The organism is Pseudomonas gingeri (assembly GCF_013385425.1).
Classification (GTDB): Bacteria; Pseudomonadota; Gammaproteobacteria; order Pseudomonadales; family Pseudomonadaceae; genus Aquipseudomonas; species Aquipseudomonas gingeri_D.
Window position 1 is genome coordinate 98,343 of sequence record NZ_JACAQA010000015.1, and the last position, 26,261, is coordinate 124,603.

The 26,261-nt window shown below is 64.8% G+C and carries 19 protein-coding genes and 1 pseudogene; 12 read left to right on the top strand and 8 right to left on the bottom strand.

What is annotated here, in order from left to right:
• Position 1 precedes the first annotated feature (1 nt).
• The gene (locus HX830_RS18750) at positions 2–811 is read right to left on the bottom strand and encodes a DUF1460 domain-containing protein (protein ID WP_103495107.1); all 810 of its coding nucleotides are present in this window, start codon (positions 809–811) and stop codon (positions 2–4) included.
• Between the two features lie 229 nt (positions 812–1,040).
• On the opposite strand from HX830_RS18750, the gene HX830_RS18755 reads away from it, so the two are divergent.
• Both HX830_RS18755 and HX830_RS18760 read left to right on the top strand, forming a co-directional pair.
• Positions 1,041–1,256, top strand: coding sequence for a TOBE domain-containing protein (locus HX830_RS18755; protein WP_100941607.1), 216 nt, complete (start codon positions 1,041–1,043; stop codon positions 1,254–1,256).
• A gap of 17 nt (positions 1,257–1,273) precedes the next feature.
• Positions 1,274–2,353, top strand: coding sequence for a sigma-54 interaction domain-containing protein (locus HX830_RS18760; RefSeq protein WP_152741404.1), 1,080 nt, complete (start codon positions 1,274–1,276; stop codon positions 2,351–2,353).
• 152 nt (positions 2,354–2,505) lie between these two features.
• On the opposite strand, the gene HX830_RS18765 is transcribed toward HX830_RS18760, so the two are convergent.
• From HX830_RS18765 to HX830_RS18780, 4 genes and pseudogenes are all read right to left on the bottom strand, one after another.
• The gene (locus HX830_RS18765; RefSeq protein WP_177101811.1) at positions 2,506–3,645 is read right to left on the bottom strand and encodes an LLM class flavin-dependent oxidoreductase; all 1,140 of its coding nucleotides are present in this window, start codon (positions 3,643–3,645) and stop codon (positions 2,506–2,508) included.
• Entirely contained in the window at positions 3,635–4,651 is a 1,017-nt protein-coding gene (locus HX830_RS18770) for an LLM class flavin-dependent oxidoreductase (protein ID WP_152741402.1), read from the bottom strand. The genes HX830_RS18765 and HX830_RS18770 overlap by 11 nt, the downstream gene beginning before the upstream one ends.
• A gap of 171 nt (positions 4,652–4,822) precedes the next feature.
• Positions 4,823–5,363 (bottom strand): annotated as a pseudogene (locus HX830_RS18775) (LLM class flavin-dependent oxidoreductase); the annotation flags it as partial.
• 64 nt (positions 5,364–5,427) lie between these two features.
• Positions 5,428–7,863 (bottom strand): TonB-dependent receptor plug domain-containing protein, encoded by a 2,436-nt coding sequence (locus HX830_RS18780; RefSeq protein WP_152741401.1) that lies wholly within the window; start codon positions 7,861–7,863, stop codon positions 5,428–5,430.
• Between the two features lie 473 nt (positions 7,864–8,336).
• On the opposite strand from HX830_RS18780, the gene HX830_RS18785 reads away from it, so the two are divergent.
• Complete coding sequence (locus tag HX830_RS18785) at positions 8,337–9,347, top strand: P1 family peptidase (protein WP_152741400.1); 1,011 nt, start codon at positions 8,337–8,339, stop codon at positions 9,345–9,347.
• A 68-nt stretch (positions 9,348–9,415) separates the two neighbouring features.
• Here HX830_RS18785 and HX830_RS18790 read toward each other — a convergent pair whose 3' ends face one another.
• The gene (locus HX830_RS18790; protein ID WP_177101813.1) at positions 9,416–10,795 is read right to left on the bottom strand and encodes a tetratricopeptide repeat protein; all 1,380 of its coding nucleotides are present in this window, start codon (positions 10,793–10,795) and stop codon (positions 9,416–9,418) included.
• A gap of 454 nt (positions 10,796–11,249) precedes the next feature.
• On the opposite strand from HX830_RS18790, the gene HX830_RS18795 reads away from it, so the two are divergent.
• Genes HX830_RS18795 through HX830_RS18815 form a run of 5 tightly spaced genes read left to right on the top strand, consistent with a single transcriptional unit; the run spans position 11,250 to position 17,208 of the window.
• On the top strand, positions 11,250–12,860 hold the full coding sequence (locus tag HX830_RS18795) for an ABC transporter substrate-binding protein (RefSeq protein ID WP_177101815.1): 1,611 nt from the start codon (positions 11,250–11,252) through the stop codon (positions 12,858–12,860).
• Positions 12,857–13,846: an ABC transporter permease gene (locus tag HX830_RS18800; RefSeq protein WP_177101817.1), complete on the top strand. Its 990-nt coding sequence runs from the start codon at positions 12,857–12,859 to the stop codon at positions 13,844–13,846. The genes HX830_RS18795 and HX830_RS18800 overlap by 4 nt, the downstream gene beginning before the upstream one ends.
• On the top strand, positions 13,846–14,694 hold the full coding sequence (locus HX830_RS18805; RefSeq protein ID WP_177101819.1) for an ABC transporter permease: 849 nt from the start codon (positions 13,846–13,848) through the stop codon (positions 14,692–14,694). The genes HX830_RS18800 and HX830_RS18805 overlap by 1 nt, the downstream gene beginning before the upstream one ends.
• Entirely contained in the window at positions 14,691–16,334 is a 1,644-nt protein-coding gene (locus HX830_RS18810; RefSeq protein WP_177101821.1) for a dipeptide ABC transporter ATP-binding protein, read from the top strand. The genes HX830_RS18805 and HX830_RS18810 overlap by 4 nt, the downstream gene beginning before the upstream one ends.
• 37 nt (positions 16,335–16,371) lie before the next feature.
• Positions 16,372–17,208 carry an alpha/beta fold hydrolase gene (locus HX830_RS18815; RefSeq protein ID WP_177101823.1) on the top strand — a complete coding sequence of 279 codons (837 nt, stop codon included), beginning with the start codon at positions 16,372–16,374 and terminating at the stop codon, positions 17,206–17,208.
• Here HX830_RS18815 and HX830_RS18820 read toward each other — a convergent pair whose 3' ends face one another.
• Both HX830_RS18820 and HX830_RS18825 read right to left on the bottom strand, forming a co-directional pair.
• A complete protein-coding gene (locus HX830_RS18820) occupies positions 17,209–18,567 on the bottom strand; it encodes a sensor histidine kinase (protein WP_256350545.1) in 1,359 nt (452 codons plus the stop codon).
• On the bottom strand, positions 18,545–19,234 hold the full coding sequence (locus tag HX830_RS18825) for a response regulator transcription factor (RefSeq protein ID WP_103495106.1): 690 nt from the start codon (positions 19,232–19,234) through the stop codon (positions 18,545–18,547). Before HX830_RS18825 ends, HX830_RS18820 begins: the two co-directional genes overlap by 23 nt.
• Before the next feature lie 172 nt (positions 19,235–19,406).
• On the opposite strand from HX830_RS18825, the gene HX830_RS18830 reads away from it, so the two are divergent.
• The 4 genes from HX830_RS18830 (at position 19,407) to HX830_RS18845 (ending at position 26,116) form a co-directional block, all read left to right on the top strand.
• Positions 19,407–20,129, top strand: a complete 723-nt coding sequence (locus tag HX830_RS18830; protein WP_177101825.1) for a response regulator transcription factor — start codon at positions 19,407–19,409, stop codon at positions 20,127–20,129.
• A gap of 226 nt (positions 20,130–20,355) precedes the next feature.
• Positions 20,356–21,798, top strand: coding sequence for an efflux transporter outer membrane subunit (locus tag HX830_RS18835; RefSeq protein WP_177101827.1), 1,443 nt, complete (start codon positions 20,356–20,358; stop codon positions 21,796–21,798).
• A complete protein-coding gene (locus tag HX830_RS18840; protein ID WP_177101829.1) occupies positions 21,795–23,000 on the top strand; it encodes an efflux RND transporter periplasmic adaptor subunit in 1,206 nt (401 codons plus the stop codon). The genes HX830_RS18835 and HX830_RS18840 overlap by 4 nt, the downstream gene beginning before the upstream one ends.
• Positions 22,997–26,116, top strand: coding sequence for an efflux RND transporter permease subunit (locus HX830_RS18845; protein WP_177101831.1), 3,120 nt, complete (start codon positions 22,997–22,999; stop codon positions 26,114–26,116). The genes HX830_RS18840 and HX830_RS18845 overlap by 4 nt, the downstream gene beginning before the upstream one ends.
• The last annotated feature ends 145 nt before the right edge of the window (positions 26,117–26,261 follow it).

The following is a 26,261-nucleotide window of genomic DNA, read 5'->3' on the forward strand; positions in this document are numbered from 1 at the left end:
GTCAGATCGCTCTGAGGACCACGATGCCCGGGGTTTTCTTGACGTAATCCATGAACGGCGAATCCACCACCTTGTGGTTGGCTTCGCGGGCGGAGGCATTGCGCAGCACCGGGCCTTTGTCGGTCATGATGAAGATGCCGGTGTGGGTGACGTCGAGCCCTTCGGCCGGGGTGTAGATGCCGATGTAGTCACCGGTTTTCAGGCGGCTGACCACGGCGTCGTCGATCCACTCGCTGGGGATGTAGGTGATGGCGCGCTTGACCGTGCCCACCGACGGGATCAGCGTGCCGCCGCTGCCGTCCCCTTGCGCATTGAGGATCTTGGTGACGGTGGTCGCCCTGGGGCTCGCCTGGGTCGTCACATCCCGGGCATTGAGGGGCTGGGTGTGGGCCCAGTCGGTGAAGAAGTGCCTGCGCTCGGTGTAGCTGACCTTGCCCTCGGCGTAACGGGTGCGCACCAGGTTTTCGACGAAGCGCGGCAGGCTGTCGGATTTGCGCAGGGCCTCGACGTAATCCAGATAGGTGAAGCAATCCAGGCCGCGGAAGTCGATCACCAGTTGTTCCGGCGCGGTCGCGGAGCCGACCAGCATATGCGCCACATAAGGCGTGCCGAGGAAGTTGGCGGAGATATTCTTGATCCGTTCGCCCTGCTCATGGCCGGCGTGCTTGAGGATCCGGGTTTCGATGAACTCGATCTTGTGGCGTGTGTAGTCGTCCAGCGTGACCTGGTCGCCTGGGTGTTGCCGGGTGGTAAAACCACTCAGCGCCAGCATCAGGGGCAAGCCCGATACCAACGCGATAACCTTCTTCATGCGCTCTCCGCAGGGGCGCAGGGGACTTTAATGGGCCGCCGCGCTGGGATATCGATTTTACACCTCTGGGGTGACGACTCAATGAAACCTGCCAGCTTTCCCTTTCTTATATCTTAATCGAATAAAATCATTATTATTAATTCCTTTTATAAGTTGCAGGGCTGGCGCATTTTAGCCTCCAGCACCTGAAGCCCAGGTGCACCGCCCACCACGAAAAGGAAACAGCCCCATGACGATCAAAGCGATCAACGTTCGTAACCAGTTCCGCGGCGTCATCAAGGAAATCCTCATTGGCGAGGTGCTGTCCGAGATCGACGTGCAGACCGCGTCGGGGATTGTCACCTCGGTGATCACCACGCGTTCGGTACGCGACCTCGAATTGGCGGTAGGCAGTGAAGTAATCGCCTTCGTCAAATCCACCGAAGTCTCGATCGCCAAGCTCTGACGTCGCGGTGCATTTTCATGAGCACGCTTGAAGGGCTGCCCAGTCCGATCCTGACCTTGCCCCGGGGCGACAAGGATTCCCTGTCGATACGGGCCAAGGCGCTGGTCTTCGCCGATCCGCGCTCGCGGCAGTTGCTCGACTATCTGCAGCGCGTCGGTCCCAGTGACGCACCGGTGCTGATCAATGGCGAAACCGGCACCGGCAAGGAACTGGTGGCGCGCTATATCCATTCCTCCAGCGGGCGGACCGGGGCTTTTGTCGCGGTGAACTGCGGCGCCATCAGCGAAACCCTCGCCGAAAGCGAATTCTTCGGCCATGAAGCCGGGGCGTTTTCCGGTGCGGTGGGGCGTCGGGTCGGCTGGTTTGAAGAGGCCGATGGCGGCACCTTGTTTCTCGACGAGATCGGCGATCTGCCATTGCCGTTGCAGGTCAAGCTGCTGCGTGCCCTGCAGGAGCAGGAGATCGTGCGCGTCGGTTCGCGCAAGCCGATCAAGATCAATATCCGCCTGGTGACGGCGACCAATATCGACCTGGAGCAGGCGGTGGAGGCGGGTAATTTCCGTCTCGACCTGTTTTATCGGATCAACGTGGCCCAGGTGCAGGTCCTGCCCTTGCGCGAGCGCCCGCTGGATATCCTGCCGCTGGTTGAACATTTTCGAAAACTCTACAGCCAACGGCTGAAGATTGCCGAGCCGATGCTCTCCGAGGCGGCCACCCAGGCGCTGCTCGAGTATCCCTGGCCGGGGAATATCCGCGAGCTGGAAAACGTCGTGCACCTGGCCTTGCTGGTGGCCGGCGACAAGCCGATCCGGCCTGAACACCTGAAGTTTTCCGCAGGTTTGAGTGGTCGGCATGTGGCGAGCAGTACAGGCGTGTCGCGGGTCCCCCAGGAAGTGATTCGCGAGCAGTTGCTGCGCCTGTTCGAAGTGCCGGGGGAAACCCTGTTGCATGATATCGAGGACCTGCTGGTGCGCGAGGCGTTTGCCTTTTGCGGCTTCAACCAGCTGCGCACCGCCGAACTGCTGGGCATTACCCGTAATGCCATGCGCACCTTGCTGGTCAATCACGGCATGCTCAAGGGCCGCGCCAAGCCCTGATCCCCTTTTTGAAAACACCACAAACCTGTAGGAGCCGGGCTTGCCCGCGAAGCTTGTGGCGATTTCAAGGCCCTCTTCGCTGGCAAGCCCGGCTCCTACAGGACGGTGTCGAACCGAGAGTTTGCATACGACCGAAGATCCAATCAGGGCGCCTACAGGACCGTGCGCTGCTCGACGCTCCTGCTTGAGATACGCCGCAATAGCGGCAACAACTCAGCCCCCAGATGAATCACCTCTTCCAGATGCGGAAAGCCCGACAGGATAAAACTGTCGACGCCCAACTGGTGATACTCCTCGATCCGTTCCGCCACCTGTTCATAGCTCCCCACCAGGGCCGTTCCGGCACCGCCACGCACCAGACCCACACCAGCCCACAGATTGGCCGACACCTCCAGCTCCCGGGCGCCGCGCCCGCGACCTTCGGCCAAGCGCGTCTGGCGCGTCTGCCCGACGGACTCATACGCGGCCATCTGTACTTGGGCGCGGTCGATGGCGTCCTTGGGAATCTCCGCCAGCAACCGTTCGACATGGGCCCAGGCCGCATCGTCGGTGGGCGCGGCGAAAATATGCAGGCGCAAACCAAAGCGCAAGGTCCGCCCCTGGGCCGCCGCCAGTTCGCGCATCCGGCGGATACGCTCGGCAATCAGCAAGGGCGGCTCGCACCACATCAGGTGGGTCTGTGCATGGGCCGCGCCGACCCGTTCCGCGGCCTCGGACGCGCCGCCGAAATAGATCGCCGGGGCGGGCGCCGCAGGGGCAATCGGCGAGGCGTTGACGCTGCGGTAGTAGCGTCCGTGATGGGGCTGGCCGTTGCCCGCCCAGACTGCCTGGAACACTTCGAGAAACTCGGCGGTCCGCGCATAACGTTCATCGTGCTCCAGAAAATCCCCCAGCGAACGCTGCTCGAAACGGCTGGAGCCGCTGACCACATGCAGAGCCAGGCGGTTATCGCTGAGCAACTGCAGGGTCGCGGCGCGATGGGCGGTGTAGGCGGGCAGCTCCAGGCCCGGGCGCAAGGTCAGCAGGAATTTCAGCCGCCGCACTTCCTGGGCCAGCACCGCAGTGATCAGCCAGGGATCTTCGAAGCCGCTGGCGGTGGGCACCATGATCGCGTCGAAGCCGCCGTATTCGGCGGCGCGGACGATCTGGCGCAGGTAGTCGAGGGTCGGCGCTCGTTCGCCCTGCTGGAACAACCCGACTTTGGGCAGGCCGCTGCTGGTCAGGTGGCGACCGTCGCCGTTGGTGGGCAGGAACCAGTCGATCTTGATGTTCTGGCGTGGATCATTCGGCATGCTGGGTGCGCTCCTTGCGCAGGCCTTGGGCGGTAAGCAACGGCAGGATCTGTTCGCCGAAGCGCAGGACTTCATGCACTGCCGGCTGACCGACCAGGATGATCTGTTCGATGCCCAGGCCGTGCAGCTCCTGTAGCCGGGTAGCGACCTGATGCGGCGTGCCGACGATAAACACCGGCTGATCGGCACGTGGTTGCCAGAGATTGGGGTGCAGCTCGAAGTGCCGCACCGGCTGGTGCTCGCGGGTGAGCCGGAGCAACGACGGGGCGCTGTCCGGGGGCTTGATCCCCAGGGTTTCCAGGTGGGCCGCCGCCGCTTCCCAGGCTTCCTCCTCGGTGTCCCTGAACAGCAGGCCGAAGGAGCAGACGAAGCCAAGGCCCGGGGCATCGGCGCGCAAGCGCTGGATCTCCTGTTGCAGTGGGTTCGGCGCCCGGCTGCGCAGCAGGCAGGTTCGGGCGTGGCCGGCGATCAGCGCGCTGTCCTGAGAGTCGTCGAGGATGATCGGGGGGGCCGGGAGCTGGCGCCGCGCGACGCCGGCGCTCTCCAGCTGGAAGTAGCGTCCGTTGTAGTGGAACTCGCTGCCGGCGGGGGCCAGCAGCTGCGTGAGGATGTCCAGGTACTCGCCGATACGTTCATGGCGCTGGTCACGGTTGAGCCATTCACCGAACACCTGGCGCAGGCTGCCTTGTTCGCCGTCGGGCAGGTGCAGGCGCACGCGATTGGCGCTGATCGATTGCAGGCTTTGTACGGTGGCGGCGAGGGCCGCCGGCAACATGACTTCGGGCGGTACGCTGACCGTCAGGTGGACCCGACGGGTGTGGGCGCACAAGGTCGCCGCCACGCCGAGGCTGTCGGCGCACTGCGCGCCACCGGGCACCCAGAGCCCATCAAGGCCGGCGTATTCCACGGCCTGGGCCAGTTGAATCCACTGCGCGGGATGGCGCGCCCAGGAGGTGGTACCGTCGGTGTCGCACAAGGGCAACTGCCAGCTGAACTCAAGGGCCATGCACGGGCTCCGTCAAAGGGGCGCAGACCCGCCGCCCGAATTCACTCATCCTACCCTCGATGGGGCGCTCGCCGCCCATGATCGGCTGAACCGGTTGGCCGGACGCGGCAGCCCGAGGTTTTCCCGCAGGGTGCGGCCTTCGTATTCGCGGCGGAACAGCCCGCGTTCCTGCATCGCGGACGAACGCGTCATCGTCCCAACTGTCCCACAGGCCCTTGACCACATCGTGGAATTCCTCGGCGCGCTGATAGCGGTCGCCGTGGTCGATATGGCTTTCCCGGCCGAAATTCCAGGCCTCGTCGGAGACCACCGAAGTCACCAGGTTCCAGGCCGCGCGGCCCTTGGACAGGTGGTCGAGGGAGGCGAACTTGCGGGCGATATGGTAGGGCTCGTTGTAGCTGGTGGTCGCGGTGGCGATCAGGCCGATATGGCGGGTGACGGCCGCGAGGGCGGACATCAGGGTCAGCGGTTCGAAGTGTTCGGCCCGGGCGCAGCGGCTCAGGGCATCGTGATGATGACCCCAGAGCGCAACCACATCGGCGACGAACAGCGCGTCGAACTTGCCGCGTTCGGCGGTTTCGGCAATCGCCTTGAAGTGCTCGAAATCCAGGCTGGCATCGGCCTGGCCCAGGGGATGACGCCAGGCGGCGAGATGATGGCCGCTGTTGGCGAGAAAGGCGCCGAGCTTGAGTTGATCGGTACGACGGGTCATTGCAGGCTCCCGGTAAACAAGGTGGCGGCGCCGGGCCATCGGGCCGCGCGTGCCGCCAGGACGGTCAGAAGTTGTAGGTCAGGCCGGTGTACCAGTAGCCGCCCGTGGTGCCGTAGGGCGAGAAGTTGCCGTAGGGGTAGGCCCCCGAGGCACTGGGCAGGTTGGTGCGTTCCGGGTACAGGTTGAAGACGTTGTTGGCCCCGGCATTGAGGGTCAAGCTCTTGGTCAGGTGGTAGTCGACGTTCAGGTCGGTGATCCAGGCCGCCGAGAAACTGCGGTCGTAGATCGCCGCGGTGCCGTACTGGGTGTACTCGCCATAGCGGGTCAGGTTCAGGCCGATCTCGAACTTGTCGATGCTCCAGACGGTGCCCAGCAACAGCTTGGAATCCGGCAGGCCGTGCTTGAGGTTGCCCTGGCGCTGGCGGTCGTAACCGCCGTCCGGGCCCAAGGCCTGCTGGGCGGCGTCGGAGGCGTGGATGGCGTCGATTGCGGTGGTGTTCCAGTTGAAGCCCAGGGTGTAGCGCAGGTTGCCGTAGGCACCGATGTCCTGCCGGTAGTCGCCGACCAGGTCGACGCCGCGGGTGGTGGTGTCGAGGGCGTTGGTGAAGTAGGTCACCGCCTGGTTGGTCGGCAGCCCGGCCGCCGCGAGGATCGCCTCGATCTGCGGGGTGCCGCCCAGGTAGCCGGTCTGGGCGATGCGGTCCTTGATCTTGATCTGGTAGGCATCCAGGGTGACGCTGGCGTTGTCGATCGGTTGCAGGGTCAGGCCGAAGCCGATGTTGGTCGACTTCTCCGGTTTCAGGGTGGTGGCGCCGAGGGCTTTGGCCACCGTCGAATCCACCGCGACATTGCGGTAGTCGAACAGGTTGCCGTTGACGCTGGTCTGCGAGGTCGAGCTGTAGATCTGCTGCGACAGCGACGGCGCGCGGAAGCCGGTGCTGAAGGTGCCGCGCACGGCGAGGATCGGGGTCAACTGGTAACGGGTGGAGAACTTGCCGTTGGTGGTGGTGCCCGAACCGTCGTTGTAGTGCTCGTAGCGCCCGGCGAGGTCGACGTGCCACTTGTCGGTCAGGTCCTGGCCGATCTCGCCATAGCCGGCCACGCTGGTGCGGCTTTTCTCCGCGGCGTCGGCCGGGGTGGTGCCGGCACCGGAAATGGTTCCCGGCGCAATCGGCGCGCCGCTGGCACCGGTGCTGAAGTCGCCGAGGGCATAGGAGTCATAGTCGCCCTTGCCGATCTTGTAGCTCTCGAAGCGTTGTTCCAGGCCCCAGGAAATCTGCGTCGGCTTGGCCAGGCCGAGGTCGAAGGCGCGGGTCAGGTCGAGGTTGTTGGTCCATTGGCTGAAGGTCTTGGCCCCGGTGTCCACCGAGGTCGGCGAGTCCGGGCCGAAGCTCAGGTTATAGGTGTGGCGCAGGGTGGCCTCGGCATGATCCTGGCCGTAGGTGCTGGACAGGTCGTAGTCCCAGCCGGCGGCCTTGCCCTTGCCGCCGAAGGCCACCTGGAAGTCGTTTTCGATAAACCGCAGGGTGTCTTCGATGCCCTCCGGGAACGGCGTGGCGATCCCGTCGAAGCTCGCCGGCTGGTGGAAGGCCAGGGGTTTTTCCGAGTTGCGCCGGGTGTAGGTGGAGAACGAATAGAGGGTCAGGGCATCGTCCACCGGCAGTTCGGCGTTGTAGCCGAAGCTGAAGTTGCGCGCCTGGGGCAGGCCGGTGCCGTAGTAGGTATGGCGCTCGCTGGTGTTGCCGGCGCTGTCGGTGTAGGGCGCGTCGTCGGAGCGGTCGGAGGTGTTCTGTTTCTTCACGTCCAGGGCCAGGTTGATAAAGCCGTCGTTGGGCAGTGACAGCCCCAGGTCGCCGGTTTGCCGGGTGGTGGCGCCGTCGCCGTTTTCAAAGTTCTGGCCGTAGCGGGTGCTGAGGCTGCCGCCATGGTCGGTCTGCTTGAGCACGATATTGATCACGCCGCCGATGGCGTCCGAGCCGTATTGCGCGGAGGCGCCGTCGCGCAGCACTTCGACATGGTCCACCAGGGCGGTGGGGATCATGTCCAGGTCCACCGGTTGCGAGCCGGAGTTGAGGTAGGTGCCGTTGTTCAGCAGTGCGCTGTTGTGGCGGCGCTTGCCGTTGACCAGCACCAGCACCTGGTCGCCGTTGAGGCCGCGCAGGCTGATGGGGCGCACCACCGAGGTCGAGCCGAAGCCGGAGGAGGTCGGCTGGTTCAGCGAGGGCAGCACCTTGTTCAGGGCGGCGGTGAGATCGCCCTGGCCGGTGGCGAGCAACTGCTTGGAGGAAATCACGTCCACCGGCGCCGGGCTGTCGGCCAGGGTGCGGGCCTGGCCACGGTTGCCGATGACCACCACGGTGTCCAGGGGGTTATCGCTGGTGGTGTCGGCGGCCAGGGTCAGGCTGCTGTAGCTCAGTGCCTCGCACACGGCCAGGAACAGCAGGCTGTGGGTGAAGGTGTTGCGGGTGGGGCGCCGGTTGGCGGCACGTGTTGAACTCATGATGTGAATCGCTCCAGTGTGGTCCCCGCTCTGCGCCCTGGTGGGGGGCGATCGTGGCGGGTGAGGCGACGGGTGTGTGGGGCGTCGCCAGTGAGGTCAGTGGCGGCTTGTTGCCGGGCCGGGGGGGGCGGCCTGCGGTCTCAAGCTCTGGTCAGGGCTGTAGAGCAAAGCCTGTGCCATTCTTTAAAAGCCTTTTTAAACAAGTAGTTAGCTCGTTTGTCGGGCAATGGCTGGTGTTTTTCTAGCAGCGGCGATTCAGGCTGTTGGTTTTTCTACAGCGCGCCCGTGGCCGGAGGTTCGGGGGTGTGGGTTGTTGGTTTTCCAGCAGTCGCCCGGGGGTGCTGGTGGGTTAGCAACAGTGGTACGGGAGGGGGCGCTAATGAAGTCGGGTGCGGGAGTGGTGGCACAGGCTTTGCTGGACCGTTGCGATCACGCTCCACTATGGAAGCCAACCACTTGTCAGGAAGTTTTTTATGCCACAACCGGGTTCCCGCAATCTGCTCACCGATGTGCCGGGCGTGTCTGTCGGGCATGCCACCGATGAGCATGTCGACACTGGTGTGACGGTGATTCGTACCGACGGCGCCTGGACGGCGAGCATCGATATTCGCGGCGGTGGTCCGGGCGGTCGCGAGTCGGCGGCCCTGGAGCCGGAAAACATGGTCGGGCAACTGCATGCGCTGGTGTTTGCCGGCGGCTCGGTGTTCGGCCTGGGGGCGGCGGATGCGGTGGCGGCGGCGTTGTCGCAGCAGGCAGTGGGTTTGCATCTCAAGCCTGGTGCGCCAGCGATTCCCATTGTTCCTGCGGCGGTGCTGCACGATCTGGCCAACGGCGGGGACAAGGACTGGGGATTGGAGCCGCCTTATCGCCGGCTGGGTTTCGAGGCGCTGCAAAACGCCTCGCAAGACTTTGCCCAGGGCTCGGTGGGAGCGGGGCGGGGGGCTATGGCCGGGGTGCTCAAGGGCGGACTGGGTTCGGCATCGCTGGTGCTGGGTGATGGTTGGGTGGTGGCGGCGCTGGTGGTCGCCAATCCGATCGGCTCCGTCTATATGCCGGATGGCGAGACGTTCTGGGCCTGGCCCTGGGAGATCGCCGGGGAGTTTGGTGGTGTGCGTCCGGGGGCACCGATGGACGCCAGCGATCCGATGCCGGAACTGTCCCGGCTGGATTCCATGGGGCGGTTGCAGGCCGGGGCCAATACCACCTTGGTGGCGGTGGCCTGCAATGCCCGGTTGACCACCGCCGAGTGCAAGCGCGTGGCGATCATGGCCCAGGACGGCATTGCCCGCGCGGTGCGCCCGGCGCATCTGCCGTTTGATGGCGACACGGTGTTTGCCATGGCTTCCGGCGCGGTCGAGCTGGTGGACGGGCCGCGTCGCCAGGTGCAGATCGGCTGCCTCGGCAGCGCCGCCGCCGATTGCGTGGCGCGGGCGATTGCCCGGGGTGTTTTCGAAGCCCGGCGCGAGGCGCCGAATGGCCTGTAGGTCTGGGATCTTGAGCATGTCACGAACCTTGTGGGAGCTGGCAAGCCAGCTCCCACAGTGGATCGCGTTCAGCCAGGAATTACTTGTGTTGCCATTACCTGCTTGATTCGCTCTCGGGCCTGGCTGGCTTGCACAGGCAGCCCGAGTTCGGTGTAAACCTGTTCCAGATGGCGGTTGGTCGGGACATCCAGCGGGTCGTAGCCACGGCGCAGTTCCAACGTCTGCTGTGCCGCCCGCCAGTCCCCGCCGCGCAGGCGGGCGTCGAGTTCGATTTGCGCGAACAGATCCCGCTGTGCGTGACTGCCGCCGATATCGTTGAGCCGTGGCAGCACACCACTCAGCCGCTGCATAGCCAGTTCCCAATCACCCCGGGCCTGGGCCAGCAAGCCTTGCGCCAATGGCACCGTCACCTCGGCCCAGGTCGTGCGGCTGAACGCCGGCGCCCTGGAGGCGTGGGCCAGCAGTGACTCAAGCAGATGATCGGCTTCAGGTTTTCCGGCTCTGGCCAGGCCGTACAGATACTGCACGCTGAGGAAGGGTTGCACCGTATCCTCCGTGCGTTTCTGCAGATAGGGTGCCAGCGCCTGCCAGCGTTCACCGATATCGATGCCGGTCAGCTCCAGGCGGGTCAGCAGCGATACCGCGCCGACCTGATCCTGGGAGTACTCCGGCAGGATGCCCCAGACATGTCGGTCATAAATCTCCAGGGCGCGTTGCTCATGGCCGCGGGCCAGGTAGAACAGCGCCAGATGCCACCAGTTGTGGGTGTACATGAAGGAGTTGAGGCCCTGCCAATGGTCCTTCACGTTTTCCATGAAGTCGATGCCTTCCTCGATCCGGCCCCGGGTCAGCAGCACATGGGCCAGGGCGTGTTGGGCCCAGGGCTCGTCGGCTTGCAGGGCAAGGGCCTGGCGGGCGGCGGCTTCGGCGTCGTCCAGCAGGTGGCATTGTTCATAGGCGAAGGCCAGCAGGCCGTGGCTATGGGCGATATCCGGCGCCGCGTCGCGGGCCTTGAGGGCGATGCGCAACAACGCCGGCCAGTTGCCGCGATTGAACTCCACGTATTGGGTGAGCTTGGCGGCGAACAGGTCCCGGGGAAAGCGTTCCAGCAGTTGTTCGCCGAGGCCGAGCACTTGCCCCAGGTCGTCGGCGATCCAGGCGCGCAGCAGGGCCAGGTATAGGTCGGCCCGGGCATGTCCGGCGGGGGTGGCGCTTGCCCGCTGCCGGTAGCGTTCGGCCAGGACCGGGCCTTCGGGGGATTCGCTGAACATCAGCAGGATGCCGGCGAAGGCATTGGCCAGGCGTGACTGCGGATCGGCGTCGGCGGTGGCGAGGATCGACTCGGCGCGAGGGTGGTAGCCGAGAAAACCGCCGATGAACGCGTCGATGCCTTCGCGGGTCGCGGTGTGCTCGGTGTCGAGGGGGTTGCCCAGGTAATCCAGTGACATGCTCTTGAGACTCGGTGGTTCGAAGGCAGCGGGTCTCGCAAGGCTTGTGCCAGTCCTGCACAGGAGGCCTATCCCTCAAGTCATGCATCGTCAGGACTGACGTCTTCGCAGGCAAGCCCTGCTCCTACAGTACGTAGTCGTTCACCGATTTTGTGTACGAGATCAGACTGTAGGAGCAGGGCTTGCCCGCGAAGAGGCCCTCGAACCTTGCACCGATCATACGGACGCCATCACCAGCAAGACGGCTCCTACAGGATCGTGACGGCTGCTGCTTTTTCCACAGTCGGGCCAGTGGCTGTGGTTTTTTCATCAGCGCCAGTGCCCTCGAAAACCGCTAAAAGCCCGCAAAAGACCCCCCTTCCAGGCCCTGGCACAGGCCTTGCTAAACCGCTTCAAAGGGCCGGGCGCCTGTCCGTGGTTGCCTGCCTGATGAATCTTTTCTGCGGAGCCCGCCATGCCTGATCTCACCCCGACCCATTCGTCTCGCACCCGGCCCCTGCGCCGGGTGTTGCTCGGCCTTGCGGCTGGTGCGTTGATCCTGGCCGGCAGCGTCCAGGCCGAGCCCCGGGAGGGCGGCGTACTGAACCTGGTGGCCCAGCCGGAGCCGCCGTCGTTGATGCATGGGGTGGTCAGCCACGTCTCGACCCAGTACGTCAGCGGCAAGATCCTCCAGAGTCTGCTCACCTACGACACCGCGCTCCAGCCCAAGCCGGTGCTGGCAAAAAGCTGGACGATTGCCCCCGACGGCCTGACCTACACCTTCGACCTGCAGGACGGCGTGCATTGGCATGACGGCCAGCCCTTCACCTCGGCCGACGTGGTGTTCAGCTTCCAGACCTTCTACCCGGAGGTGGACAAACGTCTGGGCGGGATCTTTACCGACTATGTGACCTCCATCGAGGCCACGGGGCCGTTGCAGGTGGTCTTCCACCTGAAGAAACCCTTTGCCCCCTTGCTCTCTTCCCTGGGCAGCGGCCTGCGCCCCGTGGTGCCCCGGCACCTCTACGAGGGCTCGGATTTTCGCAACAACCCCTACAACCTCAAGCCCGTGGGCACCGGGCCGTTTGTCTTCGAAGAATGGAAACGCGGCGCCTATATCAAGCTGGGCAAGAACAAGGACTACTGGAAAAAAGACCTGCCGCACCTCGACGGCATCGTCTTCCACGTGATTCCCGATGCCTCGTCCCGGGCCGCGGCGTTCGAACGCGGGGATATCCAGGCACTGCGCAGCGGCGACGCCGACTACTCCGATCTCAAGCGCCTGACCGCCTTGCCCGGCGTGCAGTCTTCGGAGAAAGGCTGGGAGCTGTATGCCGGCCTGACCTTTCTGCAGATCAACACCCGCAAGCCACCGCTGAACAATCCCAAGGTGCGCCAGGCGATCCTCTATGCGCTGAACCGGCAGTTTATCGTCGACAATATTTTCTTCGGTTCCGGCAAGGTCGCCCAGGGGCCGTTTGTTTCCACCACGCCGTATCACGACCCGAACCTGCCGCAGTACAGCTATGACCTGAAGAAGGCCAAGGCGCTGATCGCCGAGTCCGGCGTGGATGTCGGCGCGGTGCGTATCCGCCTGCTCAACGGTGAGAAGGGCGGCGCCTGGGAGCGCCTGGCCGAATACACCAAGCAGGCCCTGCAACCCCTGGGCTTCAAGGTCCAGGTAGTCACCTCGGATGCCGCCACCTGGTTCCAGCGGGTCAGCGACTGGGACTTCGACCTGACCTACAACTTCATCTTCCAGATCGGCGACCCCTACCTGACCACCGCCTACCTCTATCGCTCGGACTACATCCTCAAGACCTCACCGTTTGCCAATGTCAGCGGTTACAACAGCCCGCAGGCCGATGCCTTGTGGAATCAGGTCGCCGACACCCCGGAAGGCGAGCAGCGCCGCCAGGTCTACAGCCGCCTGGAAAACCAGCTGAACATCGACCTGCCCATCGCGCCGATCTTCGAAATGCGCTACCCGACGCTGTTCCACAGCCAGGTCAAGAACCTGCTGCAAACCGCCACCAGCCTCAACGAGGACGATGAAAGCGTCTACCTCGACGGCCCGGCGCCATGAACCTGTTGCGCTTCCTCGGCGCCCGCTTGAGTCGGGCGCTGCTGATGATCCTCGGGGTGCTGGTGCTGAGCTTCCTGCTGATCCGCCTGACCCCTGGCGATCCGGCCTTGCTGATGGCCGGCGAGGCCGGCGTCGACGATGTGCACTATATCGACAACCTGCGGCATGACATGGGCCTGGACCAGCCGCTGGCCCGGCAACTGTTGATCTACCTGGGGCAGGTCGCGCACCTGGACCTGGGGTATTCCTACCGCAACCAGACCTCGGTCTGGTCGCTGATCGCCGAGCGCCTGCCCGCCACCCTGGCGCTGATGGGCTCGGCGTTCCTGCTCTCGTCCCTGGCGGGGATCGCCCTCGGCGTGCTCGCGGCCCGTAGCCGGGAGCGCCGGCCCTGGTTGGACGGGCTGATTTCCCAAGGCGCTTTGCTGCTCTACGCCGTGCCGACCTTCTGGCTGGCGATGCTGCTGATCCTGTTGTTTTCCGTACACCTTGACTGGTTGCCGGCCTTTGGCCTGGAGACCGTGGCCGCGGACTTCCACGGCTGGGCCTGGCTGGCGGATCGGCTGCGCCATCTGCTGCTGCCGTGCCTGTCCCTGAGTTTTCTGTTCCTGGCCCTGTATATCCATCTGACCCGCGCCGCGACCCTTGAAGCGCTGGGCCAGGAATATGTCTACACCGCCCGGGCCAAGGGCCTGACCCCACGGCGCATTCTCTGGGCCCATGTCCTGCGTAATGCGCTGCTGCCGGTGGTGACCTTTGCCGGCCTGCAACTGGGACAACTGGCCAGCGGCGCCTTGCTGGTGGAGGTGGTCTATTCCTGGCCGGGCATCGGTCGGCTGATGTACGACGCCCTGGCGCAACGTGACTACGGCGTGTTGATGGGCGGCTTCCTGGTGATCTCGACGCTGGTGGTCGGTTTCAACCTGTTGACCGATCTGGCCTGCCGGCTGCTGGACCCGCGTATCGGCGCCCAGGGTCAGTCCTGATGAATGAGGTTTCAGTGATTCGACGTTTTCTCGCACAACCTTCGGCGCTGATCGGCGCCGGTTTCCTGCTGTTGCTGAGCCTGCTGGCGCTGGCCGCGCCCTGGCTGACCGACAGTACGCCCTGGGAGATGAACACCACGCCGCTGTTGGCACCGTTCCAGGACCCGGCCCATTGGCTGGGCAGCGATATGCTTGGGCGCGATCTCGGCAGCGGCTTGTTGTACGGCGCCCGGGTGTCCCTGGCGGTGGCCGTCCTTTCGAGCCTGGCGACCTTGCTGGTGGGCGCCCTGGTGGGCGCGGTCGCCGGCTATTTCGGTGGTTGGCTCGATGGTGTGCTGATGCGTATCGCGGAGTTCTTCCAGATCATTCCGCAACTGGTGCTGGCGGTGATCCTGGTGGCGGTACTGGAACCCTCGCTGGGCTCCATTGTGCTGGCGATCACCCTGGTGGCCTGGCCAGGAGTAGCGCGCCTGGTACGTGGCGAATTCCTCAGCCTGCGCCAGCGCGAGTTTGTCCAGGCGGCCCAGGTTTTGGGGCAGTCGCCGCTGGCGATCATCACCCGGCAGATCCTGCCCAATGCCCTGGCGCCTTTGCTGGTGACCCTGACCTTCGTGATGGCGACGGCGATTCTCACCGAGGCCGCGTTGGCGTTTCTCGGCCTCGGCGATCCCGATGCCATGAGTTGGGGCTACATGATCAATGCCTCGCGCGGGCTGCTGCGCGAAGCCTGGTGGATGAGCTTGCTGCCGGGCCTGGCAATCCTGCTCTGCGTGCTGGCGGTCAATCGCGTGGGCGAAGGACTGCGGGTGGCCTTTGAGCCGACCCGTCGGCAGGGAGTCAACCCATGAGCCAGGACCGCACACCGTTGTTGAGCATCGAGCGACTGCGTATCGCCTTGCCCGCGGGCGCCGATCGCAGCCATGCGCTGTATGACCTGTCGTTGTCGCTGGTGGCGGGGGAGTGCCTGTGCCTGGTGGGGGAGTCGGGTTCCGGAAAATCCATGCTGGCCAAGGCGTTGTTGCGCCTGCTGCCAGCCCCCTTGCGTGTCGAGAGCGGAACCTTGCGTTTTCGCGGCGAGGACCTGGCCGGCCGTGACGAGGAGGGGATGCGTCAGTTGCGCGGCCGGACCCTCAGTATGGTGTTCCAGGAGCCGATGAGTGCGCTTAATCCCTTGTTGAGCATCGGCCGACAGATCGATGAAACCCTGCGTGCCCATGGCGAGCGCTCGGCCCGGGTGCGCGAGCGGCGGGTGCTCGACCTGCTCGGTTATGTCGGCCTGCCTGATCCGATCCGGCTACGGCGGGCCTATCCCTTCGAGCTGTCCGGCGGTCAGCGCCAGCGGGTGGTGATCGCCATGGCCCTGGTCTTCGATCCGGACCTGCTGATCGCCGACGAACCGACCTCGGCGCTGGATGTGACCACCCAGGCGCAGATCCTCGACCTGTTGCGTCGTATCCAGCGTGACAAGGGCATGGCGATAGTGTTTATCACCCACGATTTTGCCGTGGTGCGGGCGATTGCCGACCGCGTGCTGGTGCTGGAGCGCGGCCATGTGATCGAGCAGGGGTCGGCCCGACAGGTGCTCGAGGCGCCCCGCGAAGCGTATACCCAGCGTCTATTGGCGGCGGTCACGGCGCAGCCGCTGGCGCCGCGCCCGTTATTGGCCGAGGCGCCCGAGGTCCTTGGCGCGCGACAGTTGGAAAAGCACTTCGTCGGTCGTGGCGGTTGGTGGAGTCGCCGCCAGACCCAGGCCTTGGCCGGGCTCGACCTGCACCTGCGTGAAGGCGAGACCCTGGGCATCGTCGGCGAGTCGGGTTCCGGCAAGTCGACCCTGGGTCGCTGCCTGGTACGCCTGCTGCAACCGGACGCCGGCAGCCTGGAGTGGCAGGGGCATGAGGTGGCGAACCTGTCCCAGGGCCGGCTGCGGCCGATGCGCGGTGAGATCCAGATGATTTTCCAGGACCCCTTTGCCTCGCTCAACCCACGCCAGACAGTGGGGCAGATCGTTATGACCGGCCCCTTGGCCCAGGGCGTTTCCCGGGCGGAGTCGGCCCGGCGGGCCCGCGAGTTGCTGGAGCAGGTCGGTTTGCCCGCCGTAGCGTTCGAGCGTTTTCCCCATGAGTTTTCCGGCGGTCAGCGGCAACGCATCGGTATAGCCCGAGCCCTGGCCGTACGGCCGAAGATCCTGATTGCCGACGAGTGCGTCTCGGCCCTGGATGCCCTGGTCCAGGTCCAGATTCTTGAACTGCTGGAGGCCCTGCAACGGCAGTTCCGCCTGAGCCTGGTGTTTATTACCCATGACCTGCGGGTCGCGGCCCGTCTGTGCGACCGCATCGCGGTGATGCAGGGCGGACGGATTGTCGAGCAGGGCGATACGGCCCGCTTGTTTGCCGAACCGCAACATCCTTACACCCGGACCTTGCTCGGGGCCGCCGCGTTGGCGCTGCCCGATACTTCCACCGAACCGGCGATGGCCGAGGCACTGTGAGTGCACCCTTTTTCTCTTGCACAGGACTGTCACACCCATGACCGAGTTTCGATCCTTTAGTCATCTGCCCGTGGTGCGGGGTGAACGGCTGGAAGTCCGTCCCGGGCGACGCCTCAGCGTGGCCCATCGTCCGGGAACGGAGAAAGCCGCGACCGTGGTGTTTTTCTGCCATGGCGCGGGGGGCAACAAGGATCAGTGGCGTGAGCAATGGCAAGCCCTCGGCGAGCAGGGCTACAGCCTGGTGGCCTGGGATCTGCTGGGTCATGGCGAGAGCGACAAGCCGCGGCGGGCGGCGGCCTATGCCTGGAAGGAATTGGTGGCGGATGTCGTGGAGCTGCTGCGGCGTTTCGGAGGTGAGCGCAACCTGATCGTGGCCCACTCCTTTGGCACCGGGTTGACCCTCAGCGCGTTGTTGCAGGTGAATTCGGTCAGTGGCGCCTTGCTGCTCGGCACGCAACTGCATCGGCCCTTGAGTCGCGGCGGCTTGCTGGCGTTGCCGGCCTGGATACTGGAGCTGATCCGGCCGGTGTTGGCCAAGGGATTTCGCGAGCGGGCCTGGCATCCGTCCGTCGACCCGCGCTTGCTGGCGCATGAGGAGAAGTTGACCGAGCGTAATCGGCTGTATGTGTTCAAGGGGCTGGTGCAGGGTGTGCAGTGGCCCGAGGCCGAGCGGGTGGCGCAACTGAGGTTGCCGGTCCAGGTCCTGGCCGGCGACAGCGACGGCCTGACCCCGGCCAGCGGTGGTGAGGCGCTGGCGCGGCAGTTGCCGGATGCACAGTTCCAGGTGCTGGAGGCATGCGGGCACCAGGTGATGTTGGAGAAGCCGCAGCAGGTGCTGGCCGCGTTCGAGCAATTGCTGCAACGCCTCCCGTAATCAGGCGCTGACCATCAACTCGATTCGGCAACCCGGCTGGGCATCCCGCACCTCAAGGCGCATATCATGCAGCCGCGCCACCGCCGCCACCATGCTCAACCCCAGCCCGTTGCCCGCCGTATGCCGACTGGATTCGGAACGGTACAGCCGCCGGAACACCGCCTCGCGCTCGGCTTCGGGAATTCCCGGGCCATTATCCATCACGCACAGGCCGCGTCTGTCCGGAGCGTCCATCACCGTCACCTGTACCTGGCTGTGGTCAGGCGAAAACTTGATGGCGTTGTCCAGCAGGTTGCAGGTTGCATCGAACAGCAACTGCGCATCGCCGAAAATCAGGCAGGGCGCGGGCGCGCAATTCAAGGTCAGTTCGATACCACGCTCTTCGGCCAAGGGCTCGAAAAACTCGGCCGCATCGGCGGCGATACGGTTCAGGTCGATCTCGGCAAAGCTGCTGCGCCGGGCGCTGGCTTCGATCTCGGAAATCCGCAACAGCGCGCGGAAGGTCGACAGCAAACCCTGGGCATCCTCGATGGCGTTGTCGATGGCCGCCTGGTATTCCTCCTCGCGCAGGTGCCGGCGCTGGGCCCGTTCCAGGCCCGCGAGCAAGCGGGTGAGGGGCGTGCGCAAGTCGTGGGCGATATCGTCGCAGACCCCCTTGACCTCGCTCATCAGGCGCTCCAGCTCGTCAAGCATCTGATTCACTACAGTGGCGATACGGTCGATATCGTCACGGTTGCCACGGGTCGGCAGGCGCTCGTTGAGGTGGCCCTTGACGATGCGTTCGATGGAACGGGTCAGCACATCCAGCCGTCGGCGCGCCGCGTAGCCCAGCCCGACCGCCCCGAGCAGGCCCACCAGCAGCAGCAGCGAGCCGCCGGAGACCATCGCGTTGACCAGCAACTCGTCGAACTCGCTGAGGTCATGGATATCCTGGGCCACCATCAGGGTCTGGCCATTGTCCAGGCGATGCATGACGAAGCGGATCGGCCGGCTCTTTTTTTGCGGCTGCTTCCAGTTGAATTCGGCGGGTTTGTCGTAGCCCTTGAAGGCCGGCATTTCAATGACCGGTCCGGCAATCAGCTGGCCTTGGGCATCATAGAGGCCGTGGGGCAGGCGACCGTCGATATCCTGTTCGGAGTGCTTGCGGATTTCCGCCAGGCGCAGGTCTTCGGGCTGCGCGCTACGGTTGTCGATCTGCCGATAAAGGGCGGTATCGACCTCGGCCATCAGGTAGCCGGCGGTTTGCCAATAGATATAACCGAACAGCGCGAGGAACGAGCAACTGAACAGCGCCAGGGACATCAGCGCCGTGCGGAAACTGATGGTGCGGGGGATTTCACGCAGGTGAGCGTAGAACATAGCCTGCCCCGCGAATGGTATGGATCATCGGTTCCTCGCCGTCGCCATCGACCTTGCGGCGCAAACGGCCCATATGCACTTCAATGACATTGGTGCGTTCGTCATAGGCGTAGTTCCACACGGCCTCGAACAGCATGGTCCGTGTCACCACCTGTTCGGCGTGTTGCACCAGGTATTCGAGCAGGGCGTATTCCCGGGGCAACAGCTCGACCATCCGTTCGCCGCGCTTGACACTGCGCTTGAGCAGATCCAGCTCCAGGTTGCCGACCCGCAGGCGGTTGACCCGTTCCTCGCTGGGAGCGACCCGGCGGCGGCTCAAGGCATCGAGGCGGGCGGTCAGCTCGATGAACTCGAAGGGCTTGGTCAGGTAGTCGTCACCGCCGGCCCGCAGGCCACGCACCCGTTCGTCGAGCGCGCTGAGGGCGCTGAGGATCAGCACCGGCGTGGCGATACCCGAAGCGCGCAAGGCGGTGAGCATGCCCAGGCCATCGAGGGCACCGGGGAGCATGCGGTCGAGAACGATAACGTCGTAGCTGTCGCTGATGGCGCGCACCAGGCCTTCCCGACCGTTATCGACGTGGGTGACATCGAAGCCGTGGTCTTGCAGGGCGGCTTCGATCTCCCGGGCAGTGGCGGGGTCGTCCTCGACGACCAGAACATGGGTCATGGGCACTTCGCAGAATGAGAGAGGGTGGTAGTCTTGCATGGACCCCGGAGGAGTCTGGCTGGCCAGTGAATCGTGCTTGGCTGGTCGACCGGCATAGTGTGCCAAACCGGGTTTATCTGAAAGGTCGCGTCAATATGAAAAAAAGTTTAGCTGAACCAGCGCGGAGCCGGTCTTGAGAATCCTGGTCATCGAGGATGACGCCAAGGCAGCCAGCTACCTGGTGCGTGGTCTCAATGAAAGCGGGCACGTCACCGATACCGTCGACGATGGCCGCAGTGGCCTGGACATGGCCCTGGAAGGGATCTACGACGCCTTGATCGTCGACCGCAAACTGCCGGGGCTGGACGGTCTTGCGTTGGTCCAGGAACTGCGGCGCCAGGGCTTGCGCACGCCGGTGCTGATGCTCAGCGCCCTGGATTCCACCGCCCAGCGGGTCGAAGGCTTGCGCGCCGGGTGTGATGATTACCTGGCCAAGCCCTATGCCTTTGTCGAGGTGCTTGCCCGGCTCGAAACCTTGCAGCGTGGCCGTGATCCGGTGGTGGGATTGTCGCGGACCTTGCGGGTCGGCCGCCTGCAACTGGATTGTGCCGCCCGCACCGCGACCCGTGAAGGGCAGGTCATTGTCCTGCAGCAGCGCGAGTCGCTGATCCTGGAAAAGCTGATGCGCCACTGCGATGAAGTGGTGACCCGCAGCATGCTGCTGGAGAGTGCCTGGGACTATGACTTCGACCCCATCGACAACGTGATCGACAAACACATCTATCGGTTGCGCCGCAAACTGGATGCCGGCTTCAGCCATTCGTTGATCCAGACCGTGCCGGGGGTTGGGTACCGGTTGCTACAGGACGACGAAGACCCCCTTGATGCGCCACTGCGGTCAACGCCTCCTCTGTAGGAGCGAGCTTGCTCGCGATGGTCGTCCAGGCTCCGCTGGGTATCAGATGCCCCGCGTTATCGTTGACGTCCATCGCCAGCAAGCTGGCTCCTACAAGGAACCGCGTTCACATGATATTTACCTAAACTAAAATTTAGCTTTGGAGGAACGGGACGCGGGCCTCTGCCTGATAGCTTCGGAATCTGATCGATGGCTCTGCCACACAGGTTCTGGAGATATTCCGTAGATGCGTCTCACGCCGAGATTCGAGGTTTTTCATCCACCTCAGGCCCCAAGCCGACTGTTCCGCGCCCTGGCCTTGGTCGGCCTGACGCTGTTGAGTGGCTGCTCGCTGGTGCCGGGCTACCAGCAGCCGGCCTTGCCCCTGGCCCCGCAGTGGTCGGCCAAGGACCCGTCCGCCGCTTCAGTCGATGCGGCAGGCGGCCCTTGGTGGCGTGAGTTCCACAGTGCCGAGCTCGATGGCCTGATTGCCCGTGGCCTGAACGACAACTACAGCCTCAAGGCTGCCGTGAGCCGGGTCGACCAGGCCCGGGCCATTGCCCAGGTGGCCGGTGCCGGGCAATACCCCAACCTGTCCCTGGGCGGCAACTACCAGCGCCAGAACAATTACGGCAGCACGAAAAAATCCAGCGTCTTCGCCGAAGCCACCTACGAGGTGGACTTCTGGGGCAAGCAACGGGCCACCGCCGATTCCTCCCAGGCCCTGGCCAATGCCAGCCAATTCGATGCCCAGACCCTGCGCATGACCCTCGGCGCGAGCATCGCCGACACCTACTTCCAGGTCCTCTCGCTGCAGGACCGCGTGCGCCTGGCCCAGTCCATCGCCGCCGACGCCAGCCAAGTCCTCGATCTGGTGCAGGTGCAGGCCAGCCAGGGCGCGGTGTCGAGCCTGGAAGTCGAACAGCAGCGCAATGCCCAGCAAACCTTCCAGGCCGCCGTGCCGCTGTTGCAACAGCAGCTCGACGCGGCCAAGTATCAACTGGCGACACTGGTGGGCGTGCCGCCTGAAGGCTTCGAGGTCCAGCAAACCGGGCTCGACGCCCTCCAGGTGCCACAACCCAAGGTCGGCCTGCCCGTCGGCCTGGTGCGCCAACGCCCGGATATCCAGGCCGCAGAAGCGCGCCTGGTTTCAGCCAACTACGACGTCGGCGTGGCCCGGGCAGCGTTCCTGCCCAACCTTTCCCTGGACCTGCTCGGTGGTATCGACACCCTGGCCGGCGGGCATATCTGGAGCATCGTCGGCAACCTGACCCAGCCGGTGTTCAGCGGCGGCCAACTGACCGGACAACTGCACGCCGACCAGGCCCATGTGCAGGAACTGACCGCCAGCTATCGCGCCTCGATCATCGAAGCCCTGCGTGATGTGGAAACCCAGCTCAGCGCAGCGCGGCAACTGGACCAGGCCTACAGCCTGAACCAGGCCGCCGTCGGCTCCGCCCGCGAAGCCGCGCGCCTGGCCCAGGTTCGTTACCGCCTCGGCTCCACCGATTTCCAGACGCTGCTGGTGGTCGAGCGCACCCAGTACCAGGCCGAAGACAGCCTGCTCCAGGTGCGCCTCCAGCATCTGCAGGCCGCCGTCGGCCTGTTTCGTGCCATCGGCGGCGATTTCAGCGCGCCGACCCTGGCCGCCGCCACTCCTTCTTCTCCCTTTCAGGTCGTTCAGCCATGAAGCACTCACCCCAGGCGCCATCCCAACCTCGTCGTCTGCGCCTCGGCCTGCTGGTCGTCGCCATGCTCGGCGCTTCGCTGTTGATCAAGACCCAATGGATCGACCGCGTCCAGGCGGCACCGACAGCTCCTGTTGATAGCGCTATCCCGGTGGTGATGCAGGCGGCGGGGCAAAAGGATCTGCCGATCTGGATCGACGCCATCGGCAACGTCCAGCCCCTCAACACCGTCAATGTGCGGGTGCGGGTCGACGGCGAGCTGCAGAAAGTCCTGTTTACCGAAGGCCAGATGGTCAACGCCGGCAGTCAGTTGGCGCAGATCGATCCACGGGTCTACCAGGCGCAGGTGGCCCAGGCCCAGGCGCTGGTCAGCAAGGACCAGGCGCAGTTGGCCAACCTCAAGGTCAATCTCGACCGGGCCAGCAAGCTGGCAGCGGCCAAGGCCGGCCCGACCCAGGATGTCGATACCTATCGGGCCCAGTTGGCGGCCCAGCAGGCCACGGTCCAGGCCGACCAGGCGGCCCTGGAGAATGCCCGCCTGCAACTGGCTTTCACCCGGATCGACGCGCCGTTCACCGGCCGGACCGGGCAACGCCTGCTGGACGTCGGTTCGATTGTCCACGGCACCGATGCCACGGGCCTGGTGACCCTGACGCAGATGGACCCGATCTCGGTGGCCTTCGCGGTGTCCCAGGACGACCTGGCGCGGATCCTCAAGGAAAACGCCGTGGCCCCCTTGCAGGTGCTCGCCATGAGCCGCGACGGCCATCAGCAACTGGCGAGCGGCTCCCTGAGCTTTATCGACAGCCAGGTGATCGCCGCCAGCGGGCAGATCCAGCTCAAGGCGCAATTTCACAATGCCGGCCAGCAACTCTGGCCCGGCCAACTGGTGGGCGCGCGTCTGCTGGTGAATACCCAGAAGGCCGTCACCGTGGTGCCGGCCAATGCGGTGCAGCAAGGGCAGAAGGGCGACTTCGTCTATGTGGTCAATGCCGACCAGCGGGTCGAGCCACGGCAGGTGACGGCGGCGACGGTGGTCGACGGCCAGCAGTGGATCAAGGACGGCCTGGCGCCGGGTGAAGTGGTGGTGGTCCAGGGCCAGTCGCGGATCGCCCCCGGGCTCAAGGTCAAGCCGGTCAGCCTGGATACGGACCCGGCGGCACCTGAGGTGGCGTTGAGCGGCAGCGCCGGAGGCAAGCCATGAACCTGCTCGCCGGTCTGATCCAGCGCCGCACGGGCCTGTGCCTGCTGGCCCTGGGGGTGATGCTGCTGGGCACTTTTGCCTATTTTCAACTGCCGGTGGCGCCGTTGCCGACGGTGGACTTTCCCACCATCCAGGTCACCGCCAAGCTCTCCGGGGCCAGCGCCGAAACCATGGCGACCTCGGTGGCGACGCCGCTGGAACGGGCCTTCGCCGCCGTGCCCCAGGTCACCTCGATGACCTCCTCGAGTTCCTCGGGCAAGACCCAGATCGTCCTGCAGTTCGACCTGTCGCGTAATATCGACGGCGCGGCCCAGGACGTGCAGACGGCGATCAACACCGCCAGCGCGACCTTGCCGAAAACCATGACCAGCACGCCGACCTTCAACAAGGTCAACCCGGCGGAGTTCACCGTGCTGTCCCTGGCCCTGACCTCGCCGACGCGGACCTTGCCGGAGCTGGATCGCTACGCCGACAACTACCTGGCCCAGCGCCTGTCGCAGATGCCCGGCGTCGGCCTGGTGGATTTCCATGGCGAGCAGAAGCCGGCGGTGCGCATCCAGATCGACCCGGATGCCCTGGCGGCCCGTGGCCTGACCCTGGAGGAAGTGCGCAGCATCGTCGGTCTCAGCACCCTCGATCAACCCAAGGGCAACCTCAACGGCCAGTATCGCTCGGTGACCCTCGATGCCACCGACCAACTGCTCGACCCCAAGGGTTATCGCGAACTGGTGGTGGCCTACAAGGCCGGGGTGCCGATCAAGCTCGGCGACCTGGGCCGGGTCATCGATGGTGCCGAGGACACCCAGCAGGCCGCCGGTATCGACGGCCAGCCGACGGTGATCGTCGACATCCACAAGCAGCCGGGCTTCAACGTGCTGTCGACCATCGCCAATATCAAGGCCAGCCTGCCGGCCCTGACCGCGTCCTTGCCCCGGGATGTGCAGGTCCAGGTGGTCGGCGACCGCACCCAGACCATCAATGCCTCGGTCAACGACGTGCAGTTCACCTTGCTGCTGTCCATCGCCCTGGTGGTCGTGGTGATCTTCGTGTTCCTGCGCAAGGCCACGGCGACCCTGATCCCGACCCTGACCATCCCGCTGTCGCTGGTGGCGACCTTTGCCGTGATGTACCTGCTGGGCTACAGCCTGGACAACCTGTCGATCATGGGCCTGGCGATTGCCGTCGGCTTCGTGGTGGACGACGCCATCGTGGTCATGGAAAACATCGTCCGCCACCTGGAAATGGGCAAGTCGCGGATCCAGGCGGCGGTGGACGGTTTGCGCGAGGTGGGTTTCACCATTGTCTCGATGACCGTGTCGCTGATCGCGGTGTTCCTGCCGATCCTGTTGATGGGCGGCATCGTCGGGCGGCTGATGCGTGAGTTCGCGGTGACGGTCAGCGTGGCGATCCTGATGTCCGGCGTGGTCTCCCTGACCGTGACACCGATGCTCTGCGCCTGGTTGCTCAAGCCGGAACACGAGTCGCGCCCGAGCCGTTTCGGCGATGCCTGCGAGGCGGTCTACAACCGGATTCACGAGGGCTACCGACGCAGCCTGGAGTGGGTGCTCGATCACCAGCGCCTGACCCTGGCCGTGGCGGTCGCCACCTTCGTCGCCACGGCCATGCTCTACCTGTATATCCCCAAGGGCTTTTTCCCGCAGCAGGACACCGGCCTGATCCAGGGCGTCGCCGAAGCCGCCTCGGATATCTCGCCGGAGGCCATGCGCCAGCGCGTTGCGCTGCTGGCCGATATCGTCAGCGCCGACCCGGCGGTGGCCAAGGCCTATTACTGGATCGGCCCCAACCCGACGGTCAGCCAGGGCCGGGTGATGGTCAACCTCAAGCCGTTCGACCAGCGCACGGCCAGCGCCCAGCAGGTGATCGCGCGCTTGCAGCCGGCCCTCGACAAGGTCCAGGGCATCAAGCTGTTCCTGCAGGCCAACCAGGATATCCAGATCGGCGGCCGGGCCAGCAAGACCCAGTACCAGTACACCTTGCAGGACCCGGACAGCCAGGAGCTGGACCATTGGAGCGGGTTGCTGCTGGACCGTCTCAAACAGTTGCCGCAACTACGCAACGTCACCTCCGACCAACAGCGCGCCGCCCCCCAGGCGACCCTGGTGATCGACCGGCCCTCGGCGGCGCGGTTGGGGGTCAATGTGCAGGCGATCGACGACGTGCTCTATGACGCCTTCGGCCAACGGCAGATCGCTACCATGTTCACCCAACTGGACCAGAACCACGTCATTCTCGAACTCGATCCGCGCTGGCAGATGTCCATCGACACTCTCAAGCACCTGTATGTGCGTTCCACCTCCGGAGAGATGGTGCCGCTGGATATGCTGGCGAGTATCCGCAACGAGCTGGCGCCGATCATCATCAACCACCAGGGTGTGTTCCCGGCCATTACCCTGTCGTTCGACCTGGCCCCGGGGCAGGCCTTGAGCGATGCGGTCAACGCCATCGAGAAGGCTTCGCTGGCGGTGGGCCTGCCGGACACGGTGTCGGGGAGTTTCCAGGGCACCGCCCAGGCGTTCAAGGATTCGCTCAAGTCGCAACCCTGGCTGATCCTGGCGGCGATCCTGACGGTCTATATCGTCCTCGGGGTGCTCTATGAAAACGCCATCCATCCGCTGACGATCATTTCCACCTTGCCCTCGGCCGGCTTCGGCGCCTTGTTGGCGTTGATCATCTGCGGGCAGGACCTGTCGGTGCTGGGCATGATCGGGATCATTCTGCTGATCGGCATCGTCAAGAAGAACGCGATCATGATCGTCGACTTCACCCTGGAGGCCGAGCGTGGTGGCATGGCGCCGCGAGAGGCGGTGCATGAAGCCTGCCTGCTGCGCCTGCGGCCGATCCTGATGACGTCGCTGGCGGCGTTGCTCGGTGCCGTGCCCCTGGCCTTCGGGCATGGCGCGGGTTCGGAATTGCGTCAGCCCCTGGGGATCGCCATTGTCGGCGGGTTGGCGGTGTCGCAACTGCTGACGCTCTACACCACGCCGGTGGTCTACCTGTGGTTCGACCGGTTGCGCGGGCAAAAAAAAGCCCGCAACGAAGGCGAGCTGAATCAAGTTGAAACGAGGAGTGAATCCATCCTAGAGGGGCAGAAGTGAAATCGGCGTGAAAGGCCCGGCCAGGAAAATGAAAGTTTCGTGACCGGGTGGTCATTCGTCGGAACCTTGCGCCAGGGGCTGCGTGTCGCTGCCGGTCGACTACGCTCAATATTTTTGAAGCCGCCGGGGATTTGCCGGTGGGGAT